This window comes from Frigidibacter sp. (genome assembly GCF_030695035.1).
Lineage (GTDB): Bacteria > Pseudomonadota > Alphaproteobacteria > Rhodobacterales > Rhodobacteraceae > Frigidibacter.
In genome coordinates, this window is sequence record NZ_JAUYTT010000020.1 from 102,363 (window position 1) to 118,556 (window position 16,194).

Annotated in this window: 14 protein-coding genes; 12 read left to right on the top strand and 2 right to left on the bottom strand. The window is 66.1% G+C overall.

Going from position 1 to position 16,194, the window contains the following annotated elements:
* Positions 1–36: 36 nt before the first annotated feature.
* The 4 genes from Q8S30_RS18025 to Q8S30_RS18040 are packed head-to-tail and all read left to right on the top strand — an operon-like array spanning position 37 to position 4,209.
* Positions 37–1,194: an ABC transporter ATP-binding protein gene (locus Q8S30_RS18025; RefSeq protein WP_305667405.1), complete on the top strand. Its 1,158-nt coding sequence runs from the start codon at positions 37–39 to the stop codon at positions 1,192–1,194.
* The gene (locus Q8S30_RS18030) at positions 1,184–2,107 is read left to right on the top strand and encodes a carbohydrate ABC transporter permease (protein WP_305667406.1); all 924 of its coding nucleotides are present in this window, start codon (positions 1,184–1,186) and stop codon (positions 2,105–2,107) included. The genes Q8S30_RS18025 and Q8S30_RS18030 overlap by 11 nt, the downstream gene beginning before the upstream one ends.
* Entirely contained in the window at positions 2,104–2,946 is an 843-nt protein-coding gene (locus tag Q8S30_RS18035) for a carbohydrate ABC transporter permease (RefSeq protein WP_305667407.1), read from the top strand. Before Q8S30_RS18030 ends, Q8S30_RS18035 begins: the two co-directional genes overlap by 4 nt.
* A gap of 33 nt (positions 2,947–2,979) precedes the next feature.
* A complete protein-coding gene (locus Q8S30_RS18040) occupies positions 2,980–4,209 on the top strand; it encodes an extracellular solute-binding protein (protein ID WP_305667408.1) in 1,230 nt (409 codons plus the stop codon).
* Between the two features lie 126 nt (positions 4,210–4,335).
* Here Q8S30_RS18040 and Q8S30_RS18045 read toward each other — a convergent pair whose 3' ends face one another.
* Positions 4,336–4,956 (bottom strand): hypothetical protein, encoded by a 621-nt coding sequence (locus Q8S30_RS18045; RefSeq protein ID WP_305667409.1) that lies wholly within the window; start codon positions 4,954–4,956, stop codon positions 4,336–4,338.
* Between the two features lie 391 nt (positions 4,957–5,347).
* Here Q8S30_RS18045 and Q8S30_RS18050 point away from each other — a divergent pair, with 391 nt between their 5' ends.
* From Q8S30_RS18050 to Q8S30_RS18060, 3 genes are all read left to right on the top strand, one after another.
* Positions 5,348–6,004 (top strand): Crp/Fnr family transcriptional regulator, encoded by a 657-nt coding sequence (locus Q8S30_RS18050; RefSeq protein WP_305667410.1) that lies wholly within the window; start codon positions 5,348–5,350, stop codon positions 6,002–6,004.
* A 192-nt stretch (positions 6,005–6,196) separates the two neighbouring features.
* Positions 6,197–6,997 carry a DUF1269 domain-containing protein gene (locus Q8S30_RS18055; RefSeq protein WP_305667411.1) on the top strand — a complete coding sequence of 267 codons (801 nt, stop codon included), beginning with the start codon at positions 6,197–6,199 and terminating at the stop codon, positions 6,995–6,997.
* 467 nt (positions 6,998–7,464) lie between these two features.
* The gene (locus Q8S30_RS18060; protein ID WP_305667412.1) at positions 7,465–8,199 is read left to right on the top strand and encodes a pseudouridine synthase; all 735 of its coding nucleotides are present in this window, start codon (positions 7,465–7,467) and stop codon (positions 8,197–8,199) included.
* Positions 8,200–8,682: 483 nt separating this feature from the next.
* Here the strand turns inward: Q8S30_RS18060 and Q8S30_RS18065 are convergent, their stop codons facing one another.
* Positions 8,683–9,675, bottom strand: coding sequence for a sugar-binding transcriptional regulator (locus Q8S30_RS18065; protein ID WP_305667413.1), 993 nt, complete (start codon positions 9,673–9,675; stop codon positions 8,683–8,685).
* A 160-nt stretch (positions 9,676–9,835) separates the two neighbouring features.
* Between Q8S30_RS18065 and Q8S30_RS18070 the strand changes: the two genes are divergently transcribed.
* The 5 genes from Q8S30_RS18070 (at position 9,836) to Q8S30_RS18090 (ending at position 16,143) form a co-directional block, all read left to right on the top strand.
* Positions 9,836–11,176, top strand: a complete 1,341-nt coding sequence (locus Q8S30_RS18070; protein WP_305667414.1) for a sn-glycerol-1-phosphate dehydrogenase — start codon at positions 9,836–9,838, stop codon at positions 11,174–11,176.
* On the top strand, positions 11,176–11,985 hold the full coding sequence (locus Q8S30_RS18075) for an HAD family hydrolase (RefSeq protein WP_305667415.1): 810 nt from the start codon (positions 11,176–11,178) through the stop codon (positions 11,983–11,985). Before Q8S30_RS18070 ends, Q8S30_RS18075 begins: the two co-directional genes overlap by 1 nt.
* The gene (gene glpD, locus Q8S30_RS18080; RefSeq protein WP_305667416.1) at positions 11,978–13,516 is read left to right on the top strand and encodes a glycerol-3-phosphate dehydrogenase; all 1,539 of its coding nucleotides are present in this window, start codon (positions 11,978–11,980) and stop codon (positions 13,514–13,516) included. The genes Q8S30_RS18075 and glpD overlap by 8 nt, the downstream gene beginning before the upstream one ends.
* An 86-nt stretch (positions 13,517–13,602) precedes the next feature.
* On the top strand, positions 13,603–15,048 hold the full coding sequence (gene xylB / locus Q8S30_RS18085; protein WP_305667417.1) for a xylulokinase: 1,446 nt from the start codon (positions 13,603–13,605) through the stop codon (positions 15,046–15,048).
* A gap of 84 nt (positions 15,049–15,132) precedes the next feature.
* Positions 15,133–16,143 carry a sugar ABC transporter substrate-binding protein gene (locus tag Q8S30_RS18090; protein WP_305667418.1) on the top strand — a complete coding sequence of 337 codons (1,011 nt, stop codon included), beginning with the start codon at positions 15,133–15,135 and terminating at the stop codon, positions 16,141–16,143.
* Positions 16,144–16,194 lie beyond the last annotated feature (51 nt).

Here is a 16,194-nt window from a genome sequence, read left to right on the forward strand (position 1 = left end):
GTCGCGCTTCATCTGGGGCATCAGAGGTACTGGGCGATGGCATCGCTTGAAATCGAAGACGTGACGAAAAGCTATGGCGCGACCCTGATCCTCGACCGGGTCAGTGTCGCGGTGCCGGACGGGGCGTTTCTGACGCTTGTCGGCCCCTCGGGCTGCGGCAAATCCACCTTGTTGCGCATTCTGGCCGGGCTGGAACTGCAGGACGGCGGTCGGCTGCGGATCGGCGGGCAGGACGTGTCGCATCTGCGGCCCAGCCGGCGCGACATCGCCATGGTATTCCAGTCCTATGCGCTCTACCCGCATATGACGGTGGCGCAGAATATTGCCATTCCGCTGATCCTGCGCCGCCTGCCTTTGTGGCAGCGCCTGCCGCTGCTCTCGCGCCTGCTGCCGCAGGCGCGGGCGACGCTTGGCCAGATAGAGGCCGAGGTGGCAGGGGCCATGGCGATGCTGGGCCTGACCCACCTGGCGGACCGCCGCCCTGTGCAGCTATCGGGCGGGCAGCGCCAGCGCGTGGCACTGGGGCGGGCGCTGGTGCGCCAGCCGGCGGTGTTCCTGCTCGATGAGCCGCTCTCGAACCTCGATGCGAAGCTGCGCGTGCACATGCGCGCGGAGATTGCTGCGCTGCACGCCCGGCTGGGCACGACCTTTGTCTATGTCACGCATGACCAGATCGAGGCGATGACCATGTCCACCCATGTGGCGGTGATGATGGAGGGGCGGCTGCTGCAGGTCGCCACCCCGGCCGAGATCTATGCCGAGCCTGCGAACCTGCAGGTGGCCGAGTTCATCGGCAGCCCCCGGATCAATGTCCTGCCCGCGCGCGTCGGGTCGGGCGGCGCTGCGCAGCTGGCGGGCCTTGCCCTGCAGGGCCGGATCGCGGCACCGGCGGGGGCTTCGGTGCAGATCGGCATCCGGCCGGAGCATCTGATCCTGCGCGCGGATCCGGGCGGAGTAGGCACGGTGACGGCGATCGAGAATACCGGGCCCGAGCTGTTCGTGTCGGTCCTGACAGAGGGCGACACGGTGCTGGTCGCGCGGCTGACGCCTGATCAGGGGGCGGGGCTGCGCCCCGGCTCGCGGGTGGCGCTGGATGTCCTGCCCGGCAAGGCGCTGGCTTTTGATGCCGATGGCGCCCGGATCGGGTTCGGTCACAGCGTGGCCGCAGCCCGCGAGCTGTATCATGCCCGCTGAGCTTGCACCGGGCGAGGGCCTTCTGGGCCGTGCGCAGCGTCTGCGCCGGATCGGCGCGGCGCTGACGGGCTGGGGCCTGTCGCTGCCGGCCGCGCTGCTGATGCTGGTGATGATCCTGATCCCGACCCTTTCGGCCGCGATCCTCGCGCTGACCGACTACCAGCTTGGCGCGCGCAGCATCCGCTTTGTCGGCGGGGCGAATTTCGCCGCGATGTGGGAGGACCGCGTGTTCTGGCAGGCCTTTGCCAACACCCTGATCTATACCGCGCTGACGGTGCCGGTCTCGGTCGGGCTCGGCCTGGGCGCGGCCCTGCTGATCGAGGCGGATCCCCTGGGTCGCACCACGTTCCGCACCATCTATTTCCTTCCCGTGACCGCGCTTCTGGTGGCGATGGCGACGGTGTGGGAGTTCATCTTGCACCCGCAGCTTGGCCTCGTGAACGTCGCGCTGGCGCAGATCGGGGTGACGGGGCCGGACTGGCTGGCCGATCCCGACTGGGTGCTGCCCTCGCTGGGCTTCATCTTCGTCTGGCAGCAGACCGGCTATAACATGATCCTGTTCCTGGCCGGGCTGAAGGGCATCCCGTCCGAGCTCTACCACGCCGCGCGCGTCGATGGCGCCGACCGGGGGATCGAGCGCTTTGCGATGGTCACCTGGCCCGGGCTGGCGGCGACGACGCTGTTCGTGACCGTCATCACCACGCTCTACTCGTTCCGGGTGTTCGACACGGTGGCGGCGCTGACGCAAGGCGGGCCTTCGAATGCGTCGAACGTGCTGCTTTACAACATCTACCGCGAGGGGTTCGTCTATCTGCGCACCGGCTATGCCAGCGCGATGACGCTGGTGTTCCTGGCGCTGATCCTGGCGGTCGCGATGGTGCAGATGCGCGGCCGGCGGGGGGGCGGGGCATGAGCGGCGCGCATCGTCTGGGCCGCACCGCCCGCATCGCACGGCTTGTGGTGCTGTGCCTTGGGGCGGCGGTGATGCTGGCCCCTTTCGTCTGGGGCCTTGCCGCCTCGTTCAAGCCGGCCGCCGAGATCTGGAGCGGATCGCTGCGACTGATCCCCCAGACCTTCCACGGCTGGGAGAACTACTCTGCCGCGCTGAGCCGGGCGCCCTTCGGCCGGTTCCTTCTGAATGGGCTGATCGTCTGCGCCGGCATCTTGCTGTTTCAGCTGATCTTCGCCATCCCCTGCGCCTATGCGCTGTCCAAGCACCGCTTTGCCGGGCGCACGGTGATCTTCGGGGCGGTGTTGGTCGGCCTGCTGATCCCGGTCCATGTCACCGCGATCCCGCTCTACCTGGGGTTTGCGCGGCTTGGCCTGCTGGACAGCTATGCTGCGCTGATTGCGCCCTTCACGATCTCGGTCTTCGGCATCTTCCTCTTCCGCCAGTTCTTCGCCGCGATCCCCGATGACCTGATCGCCGCCGCGCGGGTGGATGGGTTTTCCGAATGGGCGATCATCTGGCGGGTTGTTGTGCCGGCCTCCTGGCCCGCGATCACCGCCTTTGCGATCTTCTCCGTCACCAGTCACTGGAACGACCTGTTCTGGCCCTTCATCGTCATCCAGTCCACCGAGCTCGCGCCGCCCGCGCTTGGCGTCGTCTATTTCCGCCGCGATGAAAGCGGGGTGGATTTCGGCCCGATGATGGCCGCCACAGTGATCGTCACCGCGCCGCTCGTGCTGGCCTTCCTTCTTGCCCAACGCCGCTTCATCGACGGCATCACCCTCAGCGGGGTGAAGGGCTAGCCTCTGTCCCCAACCCTGAAAAGGAGCACTTTCATGCGTATCCCCCTTCTGGCCACCGCCTTCGCAGGGCTTCTTGCCCTGCCGGCCGCCGCCAAGACCGAAATCACCGTACAGTTCGTGCCCTGGATGGAGGGCATCTTCACCGAGATGAAGACCGCCTTCGAGGCCAGCCACCCCGACTATGAAGTGACCTTCCTGCCGCCCTATGCCGATTACGATGACGGCCTGCAGCAGGTCCTGCGCCAGTCGATCGGCGGCCAGATGCCCGACATCACCAACCAGGCCTTGAACCGGCAGAAAACCCTGATCTCGCGCGGGCTGGCCGTGGACCTGACACCGTTTATCGCGGCCGAACCGAACTGGGCTGCCGAAGGCTTTGGCGGCGCGATGACCGATGTCGCCTCGGAAGGCGGCAAGACCTATGGTCTCGCCGTCGCCTTCTCCTCGCCGGTCGCCTATTACAACATGGATCTGGTGGAACGCGCTGTCGGCAAGATCGACACCTTCCCGACCACCTGGCCCGAGATGATTGCGCTGGCGGCGAAGATCGACGCGCTTGGCGAGGATATCTCGGGGCTCTATACCACCGCCGACGAAGACTGGATCTTCCAGTCGCTGGTCTCCGGCTCTGGCGGCCGGATGGCCAACGAGGACGGCACCGAGGTGATGTTCGATCAGGAGCCCGGCGCGCAGGCCTTCGACATCTTCGCGTCGATGCTGGCCGAGGGTGGTATGCCCGCCACCTCGATGAACAATGCGGTGCAGCTGTTCTATGCCGGCAAGCTCGGCATCTTCTTGCAATCCATCAACGGGCTGAACCGGCATACCGAAAATATCGGCGGCCGGTTCGAGCTACGCACCGGGTTGTTCCCGCGCAATGCCACTGACGGCACCCTGGCGCCGGGCGGCAATGTCAACATGATCCTGACCACGGATCCCGAGCGGCAGAAGGCCGCATGGGCTTTCGTGCGCTTCATCTCCTCGGCCGATGGCGGCGAGGTTCTGGTCAAGGCCTCGGGCTACATGCCGCCCAACGCGCTGGTCGCAGAACGCATGAAAGCGATGTATGAAGCCAACCCCAACCAGGCGCTCAGCCTGCAGCAGCTGCCGCTGCTGGGGGAATGGTACGCCTTCCCCGGCGATAACGGGCTGCGGATCCATGCCAAGATCACCGAAACGCTGCAGGCGCTGATGAACGGCCAGCTGACCGCCGACGAGGCCCGCACCCGCGCGGCGAAGGATGTGAACGCCCTGCTGAAGTGAGCATCGGCTGAAGAGATCGCCCCGGGCGCATGCGCAAGCGTGCGCCCGGGGCGCAGCGTGCCTGCCGCCGGGTTGCGGATGGATTGGCGGCTTCCTCTCAACCGCTTGAATTAGGCCGGGCGGCGGTCACTTGTCCGCGTCGCGACCGGTCGCCCGATCAAAGGCCTCACGGGCTGCCTTGTGAGCCAGATCGAACGAAGCGCGCGTTTCAGCCAGCGCGGCATTAAGCGCGTTCCAAGACTCCGTTCCCGCCTTGGCAAGCTCGGCAAGCTTCGTCTCTGCGGCCCCGGCATCGGCCTTCATCCGCGCGACCTGCTCTTCAATTTCGCGCCGACGCTCGACGGCGAACTCCTTGCCAGCGGCATTGAGCTTGTCAGCCGTTTCGCGCCAGGCGTTCATCTGCGCGCTGGCCTGGCTCTGGAACACCGCCTGCTGCTCTCCGATCCCCGTGCCGAACGTTTCAAGGTATTTGCTGGTCTCGGTCTGAAAGCCCTTCCAATCGGCTTCCAGGCGCGCCTGGGCGACGTCCAGGGCGTCGTCCGCTGCCTCTGTCTGCGTCTTGACCTTGCGGTCGAACTCTTCCCGCTTCTCTTTCAGATCCGCGATGAAGCGATCTGCCTTGGCGCGGGTTTCTGCCTGCATCGCGCCGGACTTGCCTTCGAGCGACGTGAGGGTGGCGTCCATCTCGTCGATCCGCGCCTTCGCCCAATCGAAAAAGAAATGGGCGCTGCTGTTGGTCTTGTTCATATCTCTGTCCTTTCAGGAAATGAAACCTCGGTGTTGCCCCCGTGTGCGCTTCCATTGCGATCCGGTCTGTATGATTTCGAACAGCGGCATGGATCAGAAAATGGAACGGAGGCGCCTGCGCCTGCCCAAGGCCCGCCAAACGCCTGCGGCGCGAGACCATCGGCAAAACGCCGCGAATTTATGCTACTGTCGGCGTTGACCGTCGGGACCGGCGTGGCACGGGTCCCCGGAGGGAGGCCCGGGCCCGGGCGTGCTGGCAGAGCCAATGAGAGGGGAATGGCCTGTGCATGACAGATCGGCGCGGGCCTCGCATCCCCCTGACAAACACAGAAGCATCAACAATCGTCTGCTCCTTGCGTTGCCTTCGGGCAGGCTGGACCGCATCCTGGCGATGTCAGAACCCGTCAGTCTGGTCCGGGGACAACGGATCGACAGTGCGGACCAGCCAATCCGGCACATCCATTTCATCAACCGGGGGCTGGTCTGCATGGTCAAGACGACAGATGACGGGCGGACGGTAGAGGTCGGCGCTATCGGCATCGAGGGCGTGGCGAACCTGCTTCCGCTCATCGATGTCCCGAAGACGATACTGGACGTGGACGTGCAGATACCGGGCACCGCCCTTCGCATCGGCTGCGAGGCAATGCGGGCCGAGCTCGAAAGGGATGAAGGCATTCACCGTTTGATGCAGCGATATGTCAGCTTCGGGCTGAGCGAGTTGGCCCGGCGCATCGCGTGCAACCGCCTGCATCACATAGAGCAGCGCTGCTGCCACTGGCTGCTGATCGCGCATGACAGCGCGCTTTCGGCCGACTTTCCCGTGACGCATGAGTTTCTGGCAATGATGCTTGGCTACCAGCGCGCGGGCGTTTCCATCGCCATGGGGGCGCTCGTCAAGGCCGGCCTGATCGAGCATAGGCGGGGTATAGTGACGGTGGTCAACCGCCCCGGCCTGGAGCAGCACACCTGTGGCTGCTACCGCGAAACGCAGGGCGAGCTGGACGACTTCCTTCCGCCCGGGAAAACGTCGCCGGTGTTCGCAGCCTGACCGCGGCACCGGGGCGGGCCTGCCAACGGCTCTCCCGCCGCAGGTATGGGCATTCTCCGAAAGAAGGCCTGCCACTGTTCGAAACCGGACAGACCCGTCGCCCGCGACAGGTCAGAAGACGGGCGTTCGCCCTACACCCGCCAGCCCCGGCATCCGCGGCGTCGAACAGCCATTCACACAGGAGAGTACCCCATGAACAAGATCATCGTCGCCATCCTCGAGTCCGAACCCGCGGCCTTCGAGGGGCTGAGCGCGTTGAAAGACCTGCACCGGGATGGCGACATCACCCTTTATGCCACAGCGGTGATCGTGAAGGACAAGGCCGGTGCGGTCAGCCTCCGGCAGGCGGTTGACGAAGGCCCTGTCGGCACCGCGGTCGGCCTGCTGACCGGCGGGCTGCTGGGCATTCTGGGCGGGCCGGCTGGTATCGCCATCGGCGCCTCGCTTGGCGGCCTCACCGGCTCGCTGTTCGATCTGGATCAGGCCGGGATCACCGCAACGATCATCGACGATGTGTCGGCGGCGCTGACCCCTGGCAAGGTGGCGCTGCTGGCCGAAGCGGACGAGAGCTGGACAACGCCGGTCGACAGCCGCCTGGAAGCGCTTGGCGGGGTTGTGCTCCGGCGGCTGCGGTCGGAGGTTGTCGAGGATCAACTGCTGCGCGAAAGCGCCGAAGCCCAGGCCGAGCTCAAGGCCCTCAGCGACGACCTGAACCAGGCGATTGCCGAGGATGAGGCGGCGATCCGGAAAGACATCGAACAGGTGAAGAAGCGGATCCAGGTCACGCAAGAGCAGGCCCGGGCCCGGCTCGATCAGGTCACGGCCGAAACGGAAGGCCGGATCGCGGCCCTGCAAGAGCAGGCCAAGGACGCAAACGACCGCACCAAGGCGCGGATCGAGAAGCGCATCGCCGCTGCGAAGGCAGATCTGGATGCGCGATCCGCAAAACTCAACCAGGCCTGGAGCCTGACGAAAGAGGCGCTGGCCGCCTAGCTTGCGCTGACCCGGCAGGCGGAGGGCACTGGCGACCTGTCCTCCGCCTCGCCTCACGGGGAAGCAGCCGCGCAATGGTGCTCGGCCGGCGCCGACGAAGGTGAACACCGCATATAGCCCGTCGGGCACGCGGGTCGCCATCTCTGCCACCGCCACCCAAAGCAAAATCGGTCCGGGCGGCGGTTTCGCGGCGGCCGCCGGTCGGGTGGATGAACCACATCATGAACGGCGGCGCGTGAGGAGGGTGATACACGGACGAGCTGCGTTGGGCGTGGGGTCTTGCCCGGCGCCACGTTTGGATCGGGCGAACCATTTACATGAGAGGCGAACGATGAAAGGCAGCGATCAAGGCGCTAAACCCAAGTCGCTGCACGCCCCAGCCAAAGGTGGGTCTGGGATCTCGTCAGCATCAAATCGGCGCTTGCGATGCCGGCGCGGGCCCATCGCTACCAGAGGAACCAGAAGTCATGGCCAAGATTCCAACCTCTCGCGTCGACAAGCTCCTGTCTTCCATGGGCTATGGCTCGCGCAGCGAAATGGTGCACATGGCCAAGGCTGGCGGTATCACTCTGGACGGTGCAGAGCTATCGGACGTCAGCAAACGCATCCCGGTGACCAGAGACTTGCCTGCACGCATCCAGATCGACGGCGAGCCGCTCGATCCCGTGGTGGGCATGGTCATCCTGCTCAACAAGCCTTTGGGCATGACCTGTTCGCACAAGGAAGCCGGCGCACTCGTCTATGACATCCTGCCCCAGCGCTGGAAGCGGAGGGATCCGGCGATCTCGACCATCGGCCGCCTGGACAAGCAGACCTCCGGTCTTTTGTTGCTGACCGATGATGGTGACCTGCTGCACCGTGTCATCAGCCCCCGGCGCCACGTCAAAAAGACCTATCGCGCCAAGCTGGCCCGCCCGTTGGGTGGCACCGAAGGCGACCTCTTTGCCTCGGGCCAGTTGATGCTGGAGGGCGAGGACAAGCCGCTGGCGCCTGCCGAACTGGAGGTGGTCTCGGACACCGAAGCCCTGCTGAGTGTGACCGAGGGCCGATACCATCAGGTGCGCCGCATGTTTGCCGCCACCGGCAACCATGTCGAGGACCTGCACCGCGAACGTCTGGGCGGTCTGTCCTTGCCTGATGGGTTGGCTCCCGGTCAGTGGAAGCTGCTGAGTGAAGACGAGATCGCCTTGATCTTTCAGTAAGCCGAAGGTGGGGTGATCTCCGCAGGAGTGGGCGGGTGACATCCTTCTCTGTGAAGGTCATGCCAACAGCTGCTCTGCGGTTTAAAAGGCATGGCACAAGTAGGCGTCGCCGATGGGAAGCGGGATGTGATTTGAGCAACCGGCGCGGTACCCGGGATCCCGGGCGCGGAAGCATCGCCGAAGTCACAGATCAACGCACCGACCCGATTTAGTAGGTCTGGACCAAATAGGCTTGAATCTGCGAAGCAGTCGCAAAATCCAGCAGAGCCGACGTACAGGTCAAATAAGCCTTGCCGGCCAACGCCCCTTCGGCGCGGCACAAGGGGGGGTCAGTAAGGGCGGTCAGTCTTGGGTGCAGAGCGGGAGGGTCGCGGTTCTGCGGCTAAGATAGACTTCGCCGTCTCCAGCTTCTGGCCTACAAGGGCAGTGGCGAAATCTTCATGCCTGTCGGGCCCAACGCCGCGAAACGGCAAGCGCCAAAGCTCAGGCGCCGCTGACCACGCTGCGCGCCGTGGCCTCGTCTGTCACCAGCACCGAGGCGATCCCCGCCCGCAGCATCGCGCGGATTGCCACTGCCTTTCCTGGCCCGCCACCCACGCAGATGCGTTCGGGCACGGCGCGCAGATCGTCCAGCGGCATGGTGATGTGGCGGTTATCGAACTCGCTGTTGATGATCCGGCCATCCTCGGCGAAGAAATAGCCCGAGGCAAAGCCGACCGCGCCCAGATCGCAGTAGGCCTCCAGCTCAGCCTGCGACATGAACCCGCCGGTGACCAGCAGCGTCTCGCCGGTCAGCTGCGTGACGCCGAAGACCGTCTTGCGGCATTGCTTGAGCAGCGCGAAATGCTCGCGGATCGCCGGCTCCTCCATCAGGATATCCTTGACGCGCGCGGATGAGACCACGCCCGGGGCGTGGAGGTTGACACAGCGCGCCGAAAGCCTCCCCGCGATGTTCGAGGTGCACAGCACCGGCGAAAAGTCGAAGGTCGCCGCCGAGCTTCCGGTGATCTGCGCGATGGTCACGTTGGGCTGGTTCACGGTGTTGAGGTATTGCGACAGCGCCAGCACCGTGCGCCCCCAGGCGACGCCGATGGTGTCATTCCCCTGCAAGCGGCTCTCCAGCACCCGCGCGCCCAGATGCCCGATCTGCCGGTGCAGTGGCCCGGCATCCTTGTGGCCGGTCAGGATGAAGCACTCGGCGATGCCGAAGGCCTCGCACAGGCGCTGTGACAGGTCCGCCCGCGCGATCCGGCTGGGGTCGATAGAGATGTTAACCACCCCCTCGTCCCGCGCCTTTTGCAGCAGGTTGAACACCGAGGCCCGCGAGATCCCAAGCTGCTCGGCGATCTGATCCTGCTTCTGGCCCTGCTCATAATAAAGCCAGGCGGCCCAGAACACCTCGTCCATGCCGAAGGCGGCGGGAATCGGTCGGCGCAGTCTGGGGTCGGCGGCGTCAGCGCTATCCTTGCGGGCCATGCGGCAATCCTTGGTCGTGGCCGCGACACCTTCCTGCCAAATCCGCGAAAATTCAAGCGCTTTGGCATATGCCCATGGTAAGTGAAAAACGTCATTGACATATGCCATGGTAGTCTGGCAACTTTCATATCAGGGAGACGAGATGAGTTGGGAGGCTCAGATGACCTTGATGCATTCGGCGCGCGACAGCGTGTCCGGGGGGTGGAATGCCCTCATCCGTGACGTCACCGAAGGCATCTGGCGCGACCCCGATACCGGGTCCTTGGTCACGGTTCCGTTCAAGCATATCGACATCGGCGACGATCTTGCCGCCCATGCCCCCGAGGCTTTGGCGCAGGTGATGCCTGCAAGCAGCTATGGCGTGGTCTGTGATGCAGCGACAGCCGATGTGATGGGGGCCGAGATTGCCCGCCGTCTGGGCGCCAGTGCCCGGCTGGTGGTGCTGGACCATCCCCATGCCGATGAAGGCCAGGTGCGCGCGCTTCAGGAAGCGACCCGCGATGTGGCGGCGCTTGTCGCGGTCGGGTCGGGCACCATCAACGACCTGTGCAAGTTCGCCACCTACAAGGACGGGCGCAACTACAGCGTCTACGGCACGGCGCCGTCGATGAATGGCTACACCTCCTCCACAGCCTCGATCACACTCGACTCAGGTCTGAAGACCACCCAGAAAGCCCATGCCGCCAAGGGCGTGTTCATCGACATCGGCGTGTCAGCCGGGGCGCCGCAATACCTGATCGGCGCCGGGCTCGGCGACAGCCTGTGCCGCCCCACCGCGCAGGTGGACTGGTACTTCTCGCATATCCTGCTGGGCAGCCGCTATGCCACCGCACCCTACCGGCTTCAAGATGCTGATGAGGCAGAGGTTCTGGCCCGCAGCGCCGGTCTTGGCCAGCGCGACCATGACGCCATCGGCTATCTTCAGCGGCTGCTGACTCTCGGCGGGCTTGGCATCGCCGCGGTGGGGATGAGCCATCCGGGCTCGATGGGCGAGCATCAGATTTCGCACTGGATCGACAGTTTCGCGGGCGACCGGCATCCGGGCACTGTACATGGCCAGCAGGTCGGCGTCGCCTCGATCACGATGGCGCGGCTGCAAGAGCGCATTCTTGCGATGGAAGAGGCGCCGCGCATCACCGGCTGGCAACCGGATGAAGCCGGGATCCGTGCCCGCTATCCCGCGGCGGCGGTGGGGGATTGCCTTGCTGCCAGCCGCGCCAAGGCGATGACGGCGGACGAGGCCGCGGCCTTCAACGACCGGCTGGCCGCGATCTGGCCCGACCTGCGCCAGACCCTGCGGGCGATGATGCTGCCGGCGGATGAGATGGCGGCCCATCTGCGCGCCGCGGGTGGCGGCGCCACGCCCGAAGAGATCGGGATGGACCGCACCCTTTATATCGACGCCCTCCGCCACTGCCGCGAGATGCGCGACCGCTTCTCGTTGCTGGATCTGGCCGCCGACATGGGCATTTTGGAAGATTTCATCGAGGAGACGCTGTGATGCGCCCTTTGCACGAGCTTGATCTGGCGGCGCTGTCACGCTGCGAAGCGGTCCTGACCGATATCGACGACACGCTGACCACCGACGGCCAACTGCCCGCCGCCGCCTATGAGGCGCTGGAGCGGCTGGCGCAGGCGGGGTTGCAGGTCGTGCCGATTACCGGCCGCCCCGCGGGCTGGTGCGACATGATTGCCCGGCTGTGGCCGGTTGCGGGCATCGTTGGCGAGAACGGCGCCTTCTATTTCAGCTATGACCGCGAGGCGCGGGTGATGCGGCAGCGCTTCTTTGCCACCACCGCTGAACGCCGCGCCAACCGCGCCAAGCTGGACGCGCTGCGCGAGCAGATCCTGGCCGAGGTTCCGGGCGCAGGCATCGCGTCCGACCAGCTTTACCGCGAGGCGGATCTGGCCATCGACTTCTGTGAGGACGTGCCCGCCTTGCCGGCCGAACAGGTGCAGCGCATCCTGGACCTCTTTGCCGAAGCGGGGGCGGTGGCGAAACTGTCGTCGATCCACGTCAACGGCTGGTTCGGCAATTACGACAAGCTGTCGATGACGCGGATCTTCGCCAAGGACGTGCTGGGGCTGGATATCGACGCGGCCCGCGACCGCGTGGTCTTTGTCGGCGACAGCCCGAATGACGGGCCGATGTTCAAGTTCTTTCCGCTGTCCTGCGGCGTGGCCAATGTGCGCGAGTTTGCGCCCGGCAGCTTCGCCCCGCCATCCTTTGTGGCGCCCTCGGTTGGCGGCGCCGGTTTTGTCGAGGTGGCGGACCGTATCCTTGCGGCGCGGGAGGTGGCCCATGTCTGACCCCGCACCAGACCGCAGGATCGATCTGGCGATCATCGGTGGCGGCATCAACGGCTGCGGCATCGCCCGCGACGCGGTGGGCCGGGGCTATTCGGTCTGGCTGTGCGAGCAGGGCGACCTTGGCGGGGCGACCTCGTCATCCTCGACCAAGCTTCTGCATGGCGGCCTGCGCTATCTGGAGCACTATGAGTTCCGTCTGGTCCGCGAGGCGCTGATCGAGCGCGAGGTGCTGTGGGGCATCGCCCCGCAGATCGTGCGTCCGCTGCGCTTCATCCTTCCACATCGCAAGGGGATGCGCCCGGCCTGGCTGCTGCGCCTTGGGCTGTTCATCTATGACCATCTGGGCGGCCGCAAACTGCTGCCCGGCACGTCGCGGGTGAACCTCGCGCAGGGGCCTTATGGCGAGGGGCTGAACGCCGATCTGCGGCTGGGGTTCGAATATTCCGACTGCTGGGTCGAGGATAACCGCCTGACCATCCTCAACGCGCAGGACGCGGCAGAGCGGGGGGCCGATATCCACGTGCGCACCCGCTGCACCGAGGCGCGGCCACTGCCGGGCGGCGGTTGGCGCATAGTGGCCCGCGATCAGGAAACCGGCGCGGAAGAGGTCGTCCATGCGCGCATGGTGATCAATGCCGGTGGGCCCTGGGCCAACGCGGTGGCGCGCGATCTGGTGCAGCGCCCACCCAAGGGTTCGGTTCGGCAGGTGCAGGGCTCGCATATCGTGGTGCCGCGGCTCTACGGCCATGACCGTTGCTTCATCTTCCAGAACGAGGATGGGCGGATCGTCTTCACCATCCCCTATGAGGACCGTTTCACCCTGATCGGCACCACCGACCGCGACTATCCGGGCGATCCGGCAAAGGTCGTGGCCTCGGAGGAGGAGATCGCTTACCTTTGCGCATTGGTCGGGCAGTATTTCAAACGCCCGATCACGCCCAAGGATGTGGTGTGGAGCTACTCGGGTGTGCGCCCGCTGTATGACGACGGCAGCTCCGAGGCGCAGAAGGCCACGCGCGATTATGTGCTGGAGCTGGATGACGCGGGCGGCGCCCCGATGCTGTCGGTGTTCGGTGGCAAGATCACGACCTATCGCCGGCTGGCGGAATCCGCGCTGGAACGGATTGAGGCTACCTTGGGCCGGGCAACGGGCGAGCCCGCCGGCTGGACGGGGCGACAGCCCCTGCCGGGGGGCGGCTTTGCGCCCCGGGGGTTCGACGCCGAAGTGCGCAAGCTGATGTCGGCTTACAGCTTCTTGACCGGCCCCGAGGCAACCCGGCTGGTGCGCTTCTACGGCACCCGCGCGGCCGAGATGCTGGGAGATGCCCGCGGCCGCGCCGATCTGGGCCGCGACTTCGGCGCCGGGCTCAGCGAATGCGAGGTCGATTACATGTGCCGCACCGAATGGGCGCGCACGGCCGAGGACATCTTGTTCCGGCGTAGTAAGCTGGGGCTGCAGCTGACACCTGCGCAGATTGCGGCGCTGGAAGACCATCTGCGAAAGGATGTGCGACAAAGAATGACGGCTTGAACAGCGCCGCGGCAAGGGAGTGGAGGCCCTTGCCACGGTGGCAGAGCAGCGGCGCCTGACGACGCCATATCAGGGAGGAGGAAAACATGTTTCTGGGCATCGACCTTGGGACATCCGGGGTGAAATCCGTGATCATCGACGAGGGTCAGACCCTTGTCGCCGAAGCCTCGTCCCGCCCGCTGGAGGTGACGCGGTCACGGCCCGGCTGGTCCGAGCAGGATCCGGACCTGTGGTGGGATGCAGTCTGCGAAAGCCTTGATGCGCTGGCCGCCAGCCATCCGGGTGCGATGGCCGAGGTATCGGGCATTGGTCTGTCGGGACAGATGTATGGCGCGACGGTGCTGGACGGCGCCGACAAGCCGCTGCGTTCGGCGATCTTGTGGAACGACACACGCAGCGCTGCCGAATGCGATGAGCTGGCCGCGGCAGTGCCCGACCTGTTGGGCCGCGTGGGGCGCAACCCGACCCCCGGCGTGACCGCCAGCAAGCTGATGTGGCTGCGCCGGCACGAGCCCGAGACCTATGCCGCGGTGCGCACGGTGCTGTTGCCCAAGGACTATGTCCGCCTGCGGCTGTCGGGGGACAAGGCCAGCGACCTGGCCGATTCCAGCGGCACGATGTGGGTGGACCTTGCCGCGCGCGATTGGTCGGGGCCGATGCTCGATGCCTCGGGCATGGACCGCGCCCAGATGCCAAGCCTGCATGAGGGCACAGAGCCGACCGGCACCCTGCGCGCCGGACTGGCGCAGCGCTGGGGCATGGGGCGGCGCCCGGTGCTGGCGGCGGGCGGCGGCGACAATGCCTGCGGCGCTTGCGGGTCTGGCGTGATTGCGGATGGTGAGGGCACAGTCTCGCTGGGCACCTCGGGTGTGCTGTTCGTGGCGAATGACCGGCCGCGTCCGGCCGGGGCCCATGCCATTGAGGCACTGTGCCATGCCGTCCCGGGGCGCTGGCACCAGATGTCGGTGGTGCTGTCGGCCACCTCGTGCCTGACATGGCTTGGCGCGCGGCTCAAGCGCAGCCCGGCAGAGCTGGTGGCACTGCTGGGGGATGACCCGCGCCCCGCGACGGACCTGATCTTCGTGCCGTTCCTTGATGGCTGCTGGTCACCGCGCAGCGATGGCACCGTGCGCGGCGGTTTCATGGGACTGGCGCATCAGCATGACGATGCCGCGATGGCGCAGGCGGTGATGCAGGGGGTCGCCTTTGCCATCCGCGAATGCGCCGAGGCCTTTGGCGAGAGCGGCGCCGAGCTGCGGCGGCTTCTGGCCCTCGGCGGCGGATCACGCTCGCCGCTGTGGATGTCGATGCTGGCCACGAACCTTGGTGTTGAGCTTGACGTGCCGTGCACCAGCGCGCTGGGCACCGCCTTTGGCGCGGCCCGGCTGGGGATGATCGCGGCGACGGGGCAGCCGGTGGCCGAGGTTCTGACCCGGCCGCAGATCGGCGCCACCATCGGGCCGGTTGCCGCCCATGCAGATAGCTATACCCAGGCCTTCAAACGCTGGAAGGCGTTCGCCAGCCTGTGTTGACGACCGCCCGTTTGGGCACCCGCCCGGGGAGGGGCGGCGCATAACGATCGGCGTTTCGCCGGCACAACAGTGGAGGAGTTTATCATGACGGACCAGATTTTCGGCTCGGCCTTCGGGCGGCGTGCATTCATGTCGGGCGCTGCGGCCCTTGCCGCCAGCGCGGCGCTTTGGCCCAAGGCGATGCGGGCGCAGGCGGCGGAGCGCAATTTTGCGGCGGCGCTGGGCTGGACGACCTATGACTCGGGTCGCCACCTCCAGGACGGCTTTACCGCCGCGGTCGCCGAACTGGGCGGCAACCTGACCACCACCGATGCGGGCTTTGACGCGCGGGTGCAAAGCGACCAGATCGACTCGCTCGTCGCCTCCAAGCCCGATGCGCTGTTCATCACTCCGGCCGACGCTGTGGCCATCGCCCCCGCCGTGCAGCGCGCCATCGCGGCGGGCATCCCGGTCTTCTGTGCCGACAGCGCGGTTCCGGGCGCGACCGTTACCACCACCTCGATGTCGAACAACTTCGGGATGGGCGTGCATTCGTGCGAGTTCATCTGCAAGTCCATCGGCGGCACCGGCAAGATCGCCCGCGTGATGCTGCCGCAGAACGAAAGCTGGGATCAGCGCACATTGGGGATGGAATGGGTGCTGCGCAGCTATCCGGACGTGGAAATCGTCACCGAATGGGCCTTTGCCCTGGCCGGCAATGTCACCCCCCGGCAGGCAGTGGACAATATCCTGACCTCGAACCCCGATATCGACGCGGTCTGGTGCGCCTGGGACGGCGCGGCGGTCGAGGGCACGTTGGCCGCGCGGGCCGCAGGCCGCGATGACCTGATCCTGACCGGCATCGATGGCGGATCGCAGGCGTTCAACTACATCGCCTCGGACACGCCCTTGAAGCTGTCGATGGCGCAAAGCTTCTACGAGATGGCCTATTCCAACGTCTTCTACGCGCATGAGGCGCTGGCCGGGCGCAAGACGCCGCGCCTGCTGATCACCCCCACCTATGCCGTGGTCAAGGACATGCTTCAGGCCGGCATCCCCGACGACTATGACGTGCCTGGCCGCGGCGCCGAACTCGGCTGGACCCGCGCCGTCTAGGCGCAGCCTTTCCCTTAGGGGGCGCGTCCGCGCGCCCCTCACCCCTTCTTC

Excerpts from the sequence above, each read along its gene's own strand:
- Q8S30_RS18025 (WP_305667405.1), top strand. The coding sequence starts at position 37 with ATGGCATCGCTTGAAATCGAAGACGTGACGAAAAGCTATGGCGCGACC.
- Q8S30_RS18030 (WP_305667406.1), top strand. The coding sequence starts at position 1,184 with ATGCCCGCTGAGCTTGCACCGGGCGAGGGCCTTCTGGGCCGTGCGCAG.
- Q8S30_RS18035 (WP_305667407.1), top strand. The coding sequence starts at position 2,104 with ATGAGCGGCGCGCATCGTCTGGGCCGCACCGCCCGCATCGCACGGCTT.
- Q8S30_RS18040 (WP_305667408.1), top strand. The coding sequence starts at position 2,980 with ATGCGTATCCCCCTTCTGGCCACCGCCTTCGCAGGGCTTCTTGCCCTG.
- Q8S30_RS18045 (WP_305667409.1), bottom strand. The coding sequence starts at position 4,956 with ATGAACAAGACCAACAGCAGCGCCCATTTCTTTTTCGATTGGGCGAAG.
- Q8S30_RS18050 (WP_305667410.1), top strand. The coding sequence starts at position 5,348 with ATGTCAGAACCCGTCAGTCTGGTCCGGGGACAACGGATCGACAGTGCG.
- Q8S30_RS18055 (WP_305667411.1), top strand. The coding sequence starts at position 6,197 with ATGAACAAGATCATCGTCGCCATCCTCGAGTCCGAACCCGCGGCCTTC.
- Q8S30_RS18060 (WP_305667412.1), top strand. The coding sequence starts at position 7,465 with ATGGCCAAGATTCCAACCTCTCGCGTCGACAAGCTCCTGTCTTCCATG.
- Q8S30_RS18065 (WP_305667413.1), bottom strand. The coding sequence starts at position 9,675 with ATGGCCCGCAAGGATAGCGCTGACGCCGCCGACCCCAGACTGCGCCGA.
- Q8S30_RS18070 (WP_305667414.1), top strand. The coding sequence starts at position 9,836 with ATGACCTTGATGCATTCGGCGCGCGACAGCGTGTCCGGGGGGTGGAAT.
- Q8S30_RS18075 (WP_305667415.1), top strand. The coding sequence starts at position 11,176 with ATGCGCCCTTTGCACGAGCTTGATCTGGCGGCGCTGTCACGCTGCGAA.
- glpD (WP_305667416.1), top strand. The coding sequence starts at position 11,978 with ATGTCTGACCCCGCACCAGACCGCAGGATCGATCTGGCGATCATCGGT.
- xylB (WP_305667417.1), top strand. The coding sequence starts at position 13,603 with ATGTTTCTGGGCATCGACCTTGGGACATCCGGGGTGAAATCCGTGATC.
- Q8S30_RS18090 (WP_305667418.1), top strand. The coding sequence starts at position 15,133 with ATGACGGACCAGATTTTCGGCTCGGCCTTCGGGCGGCGTGCATTCATG.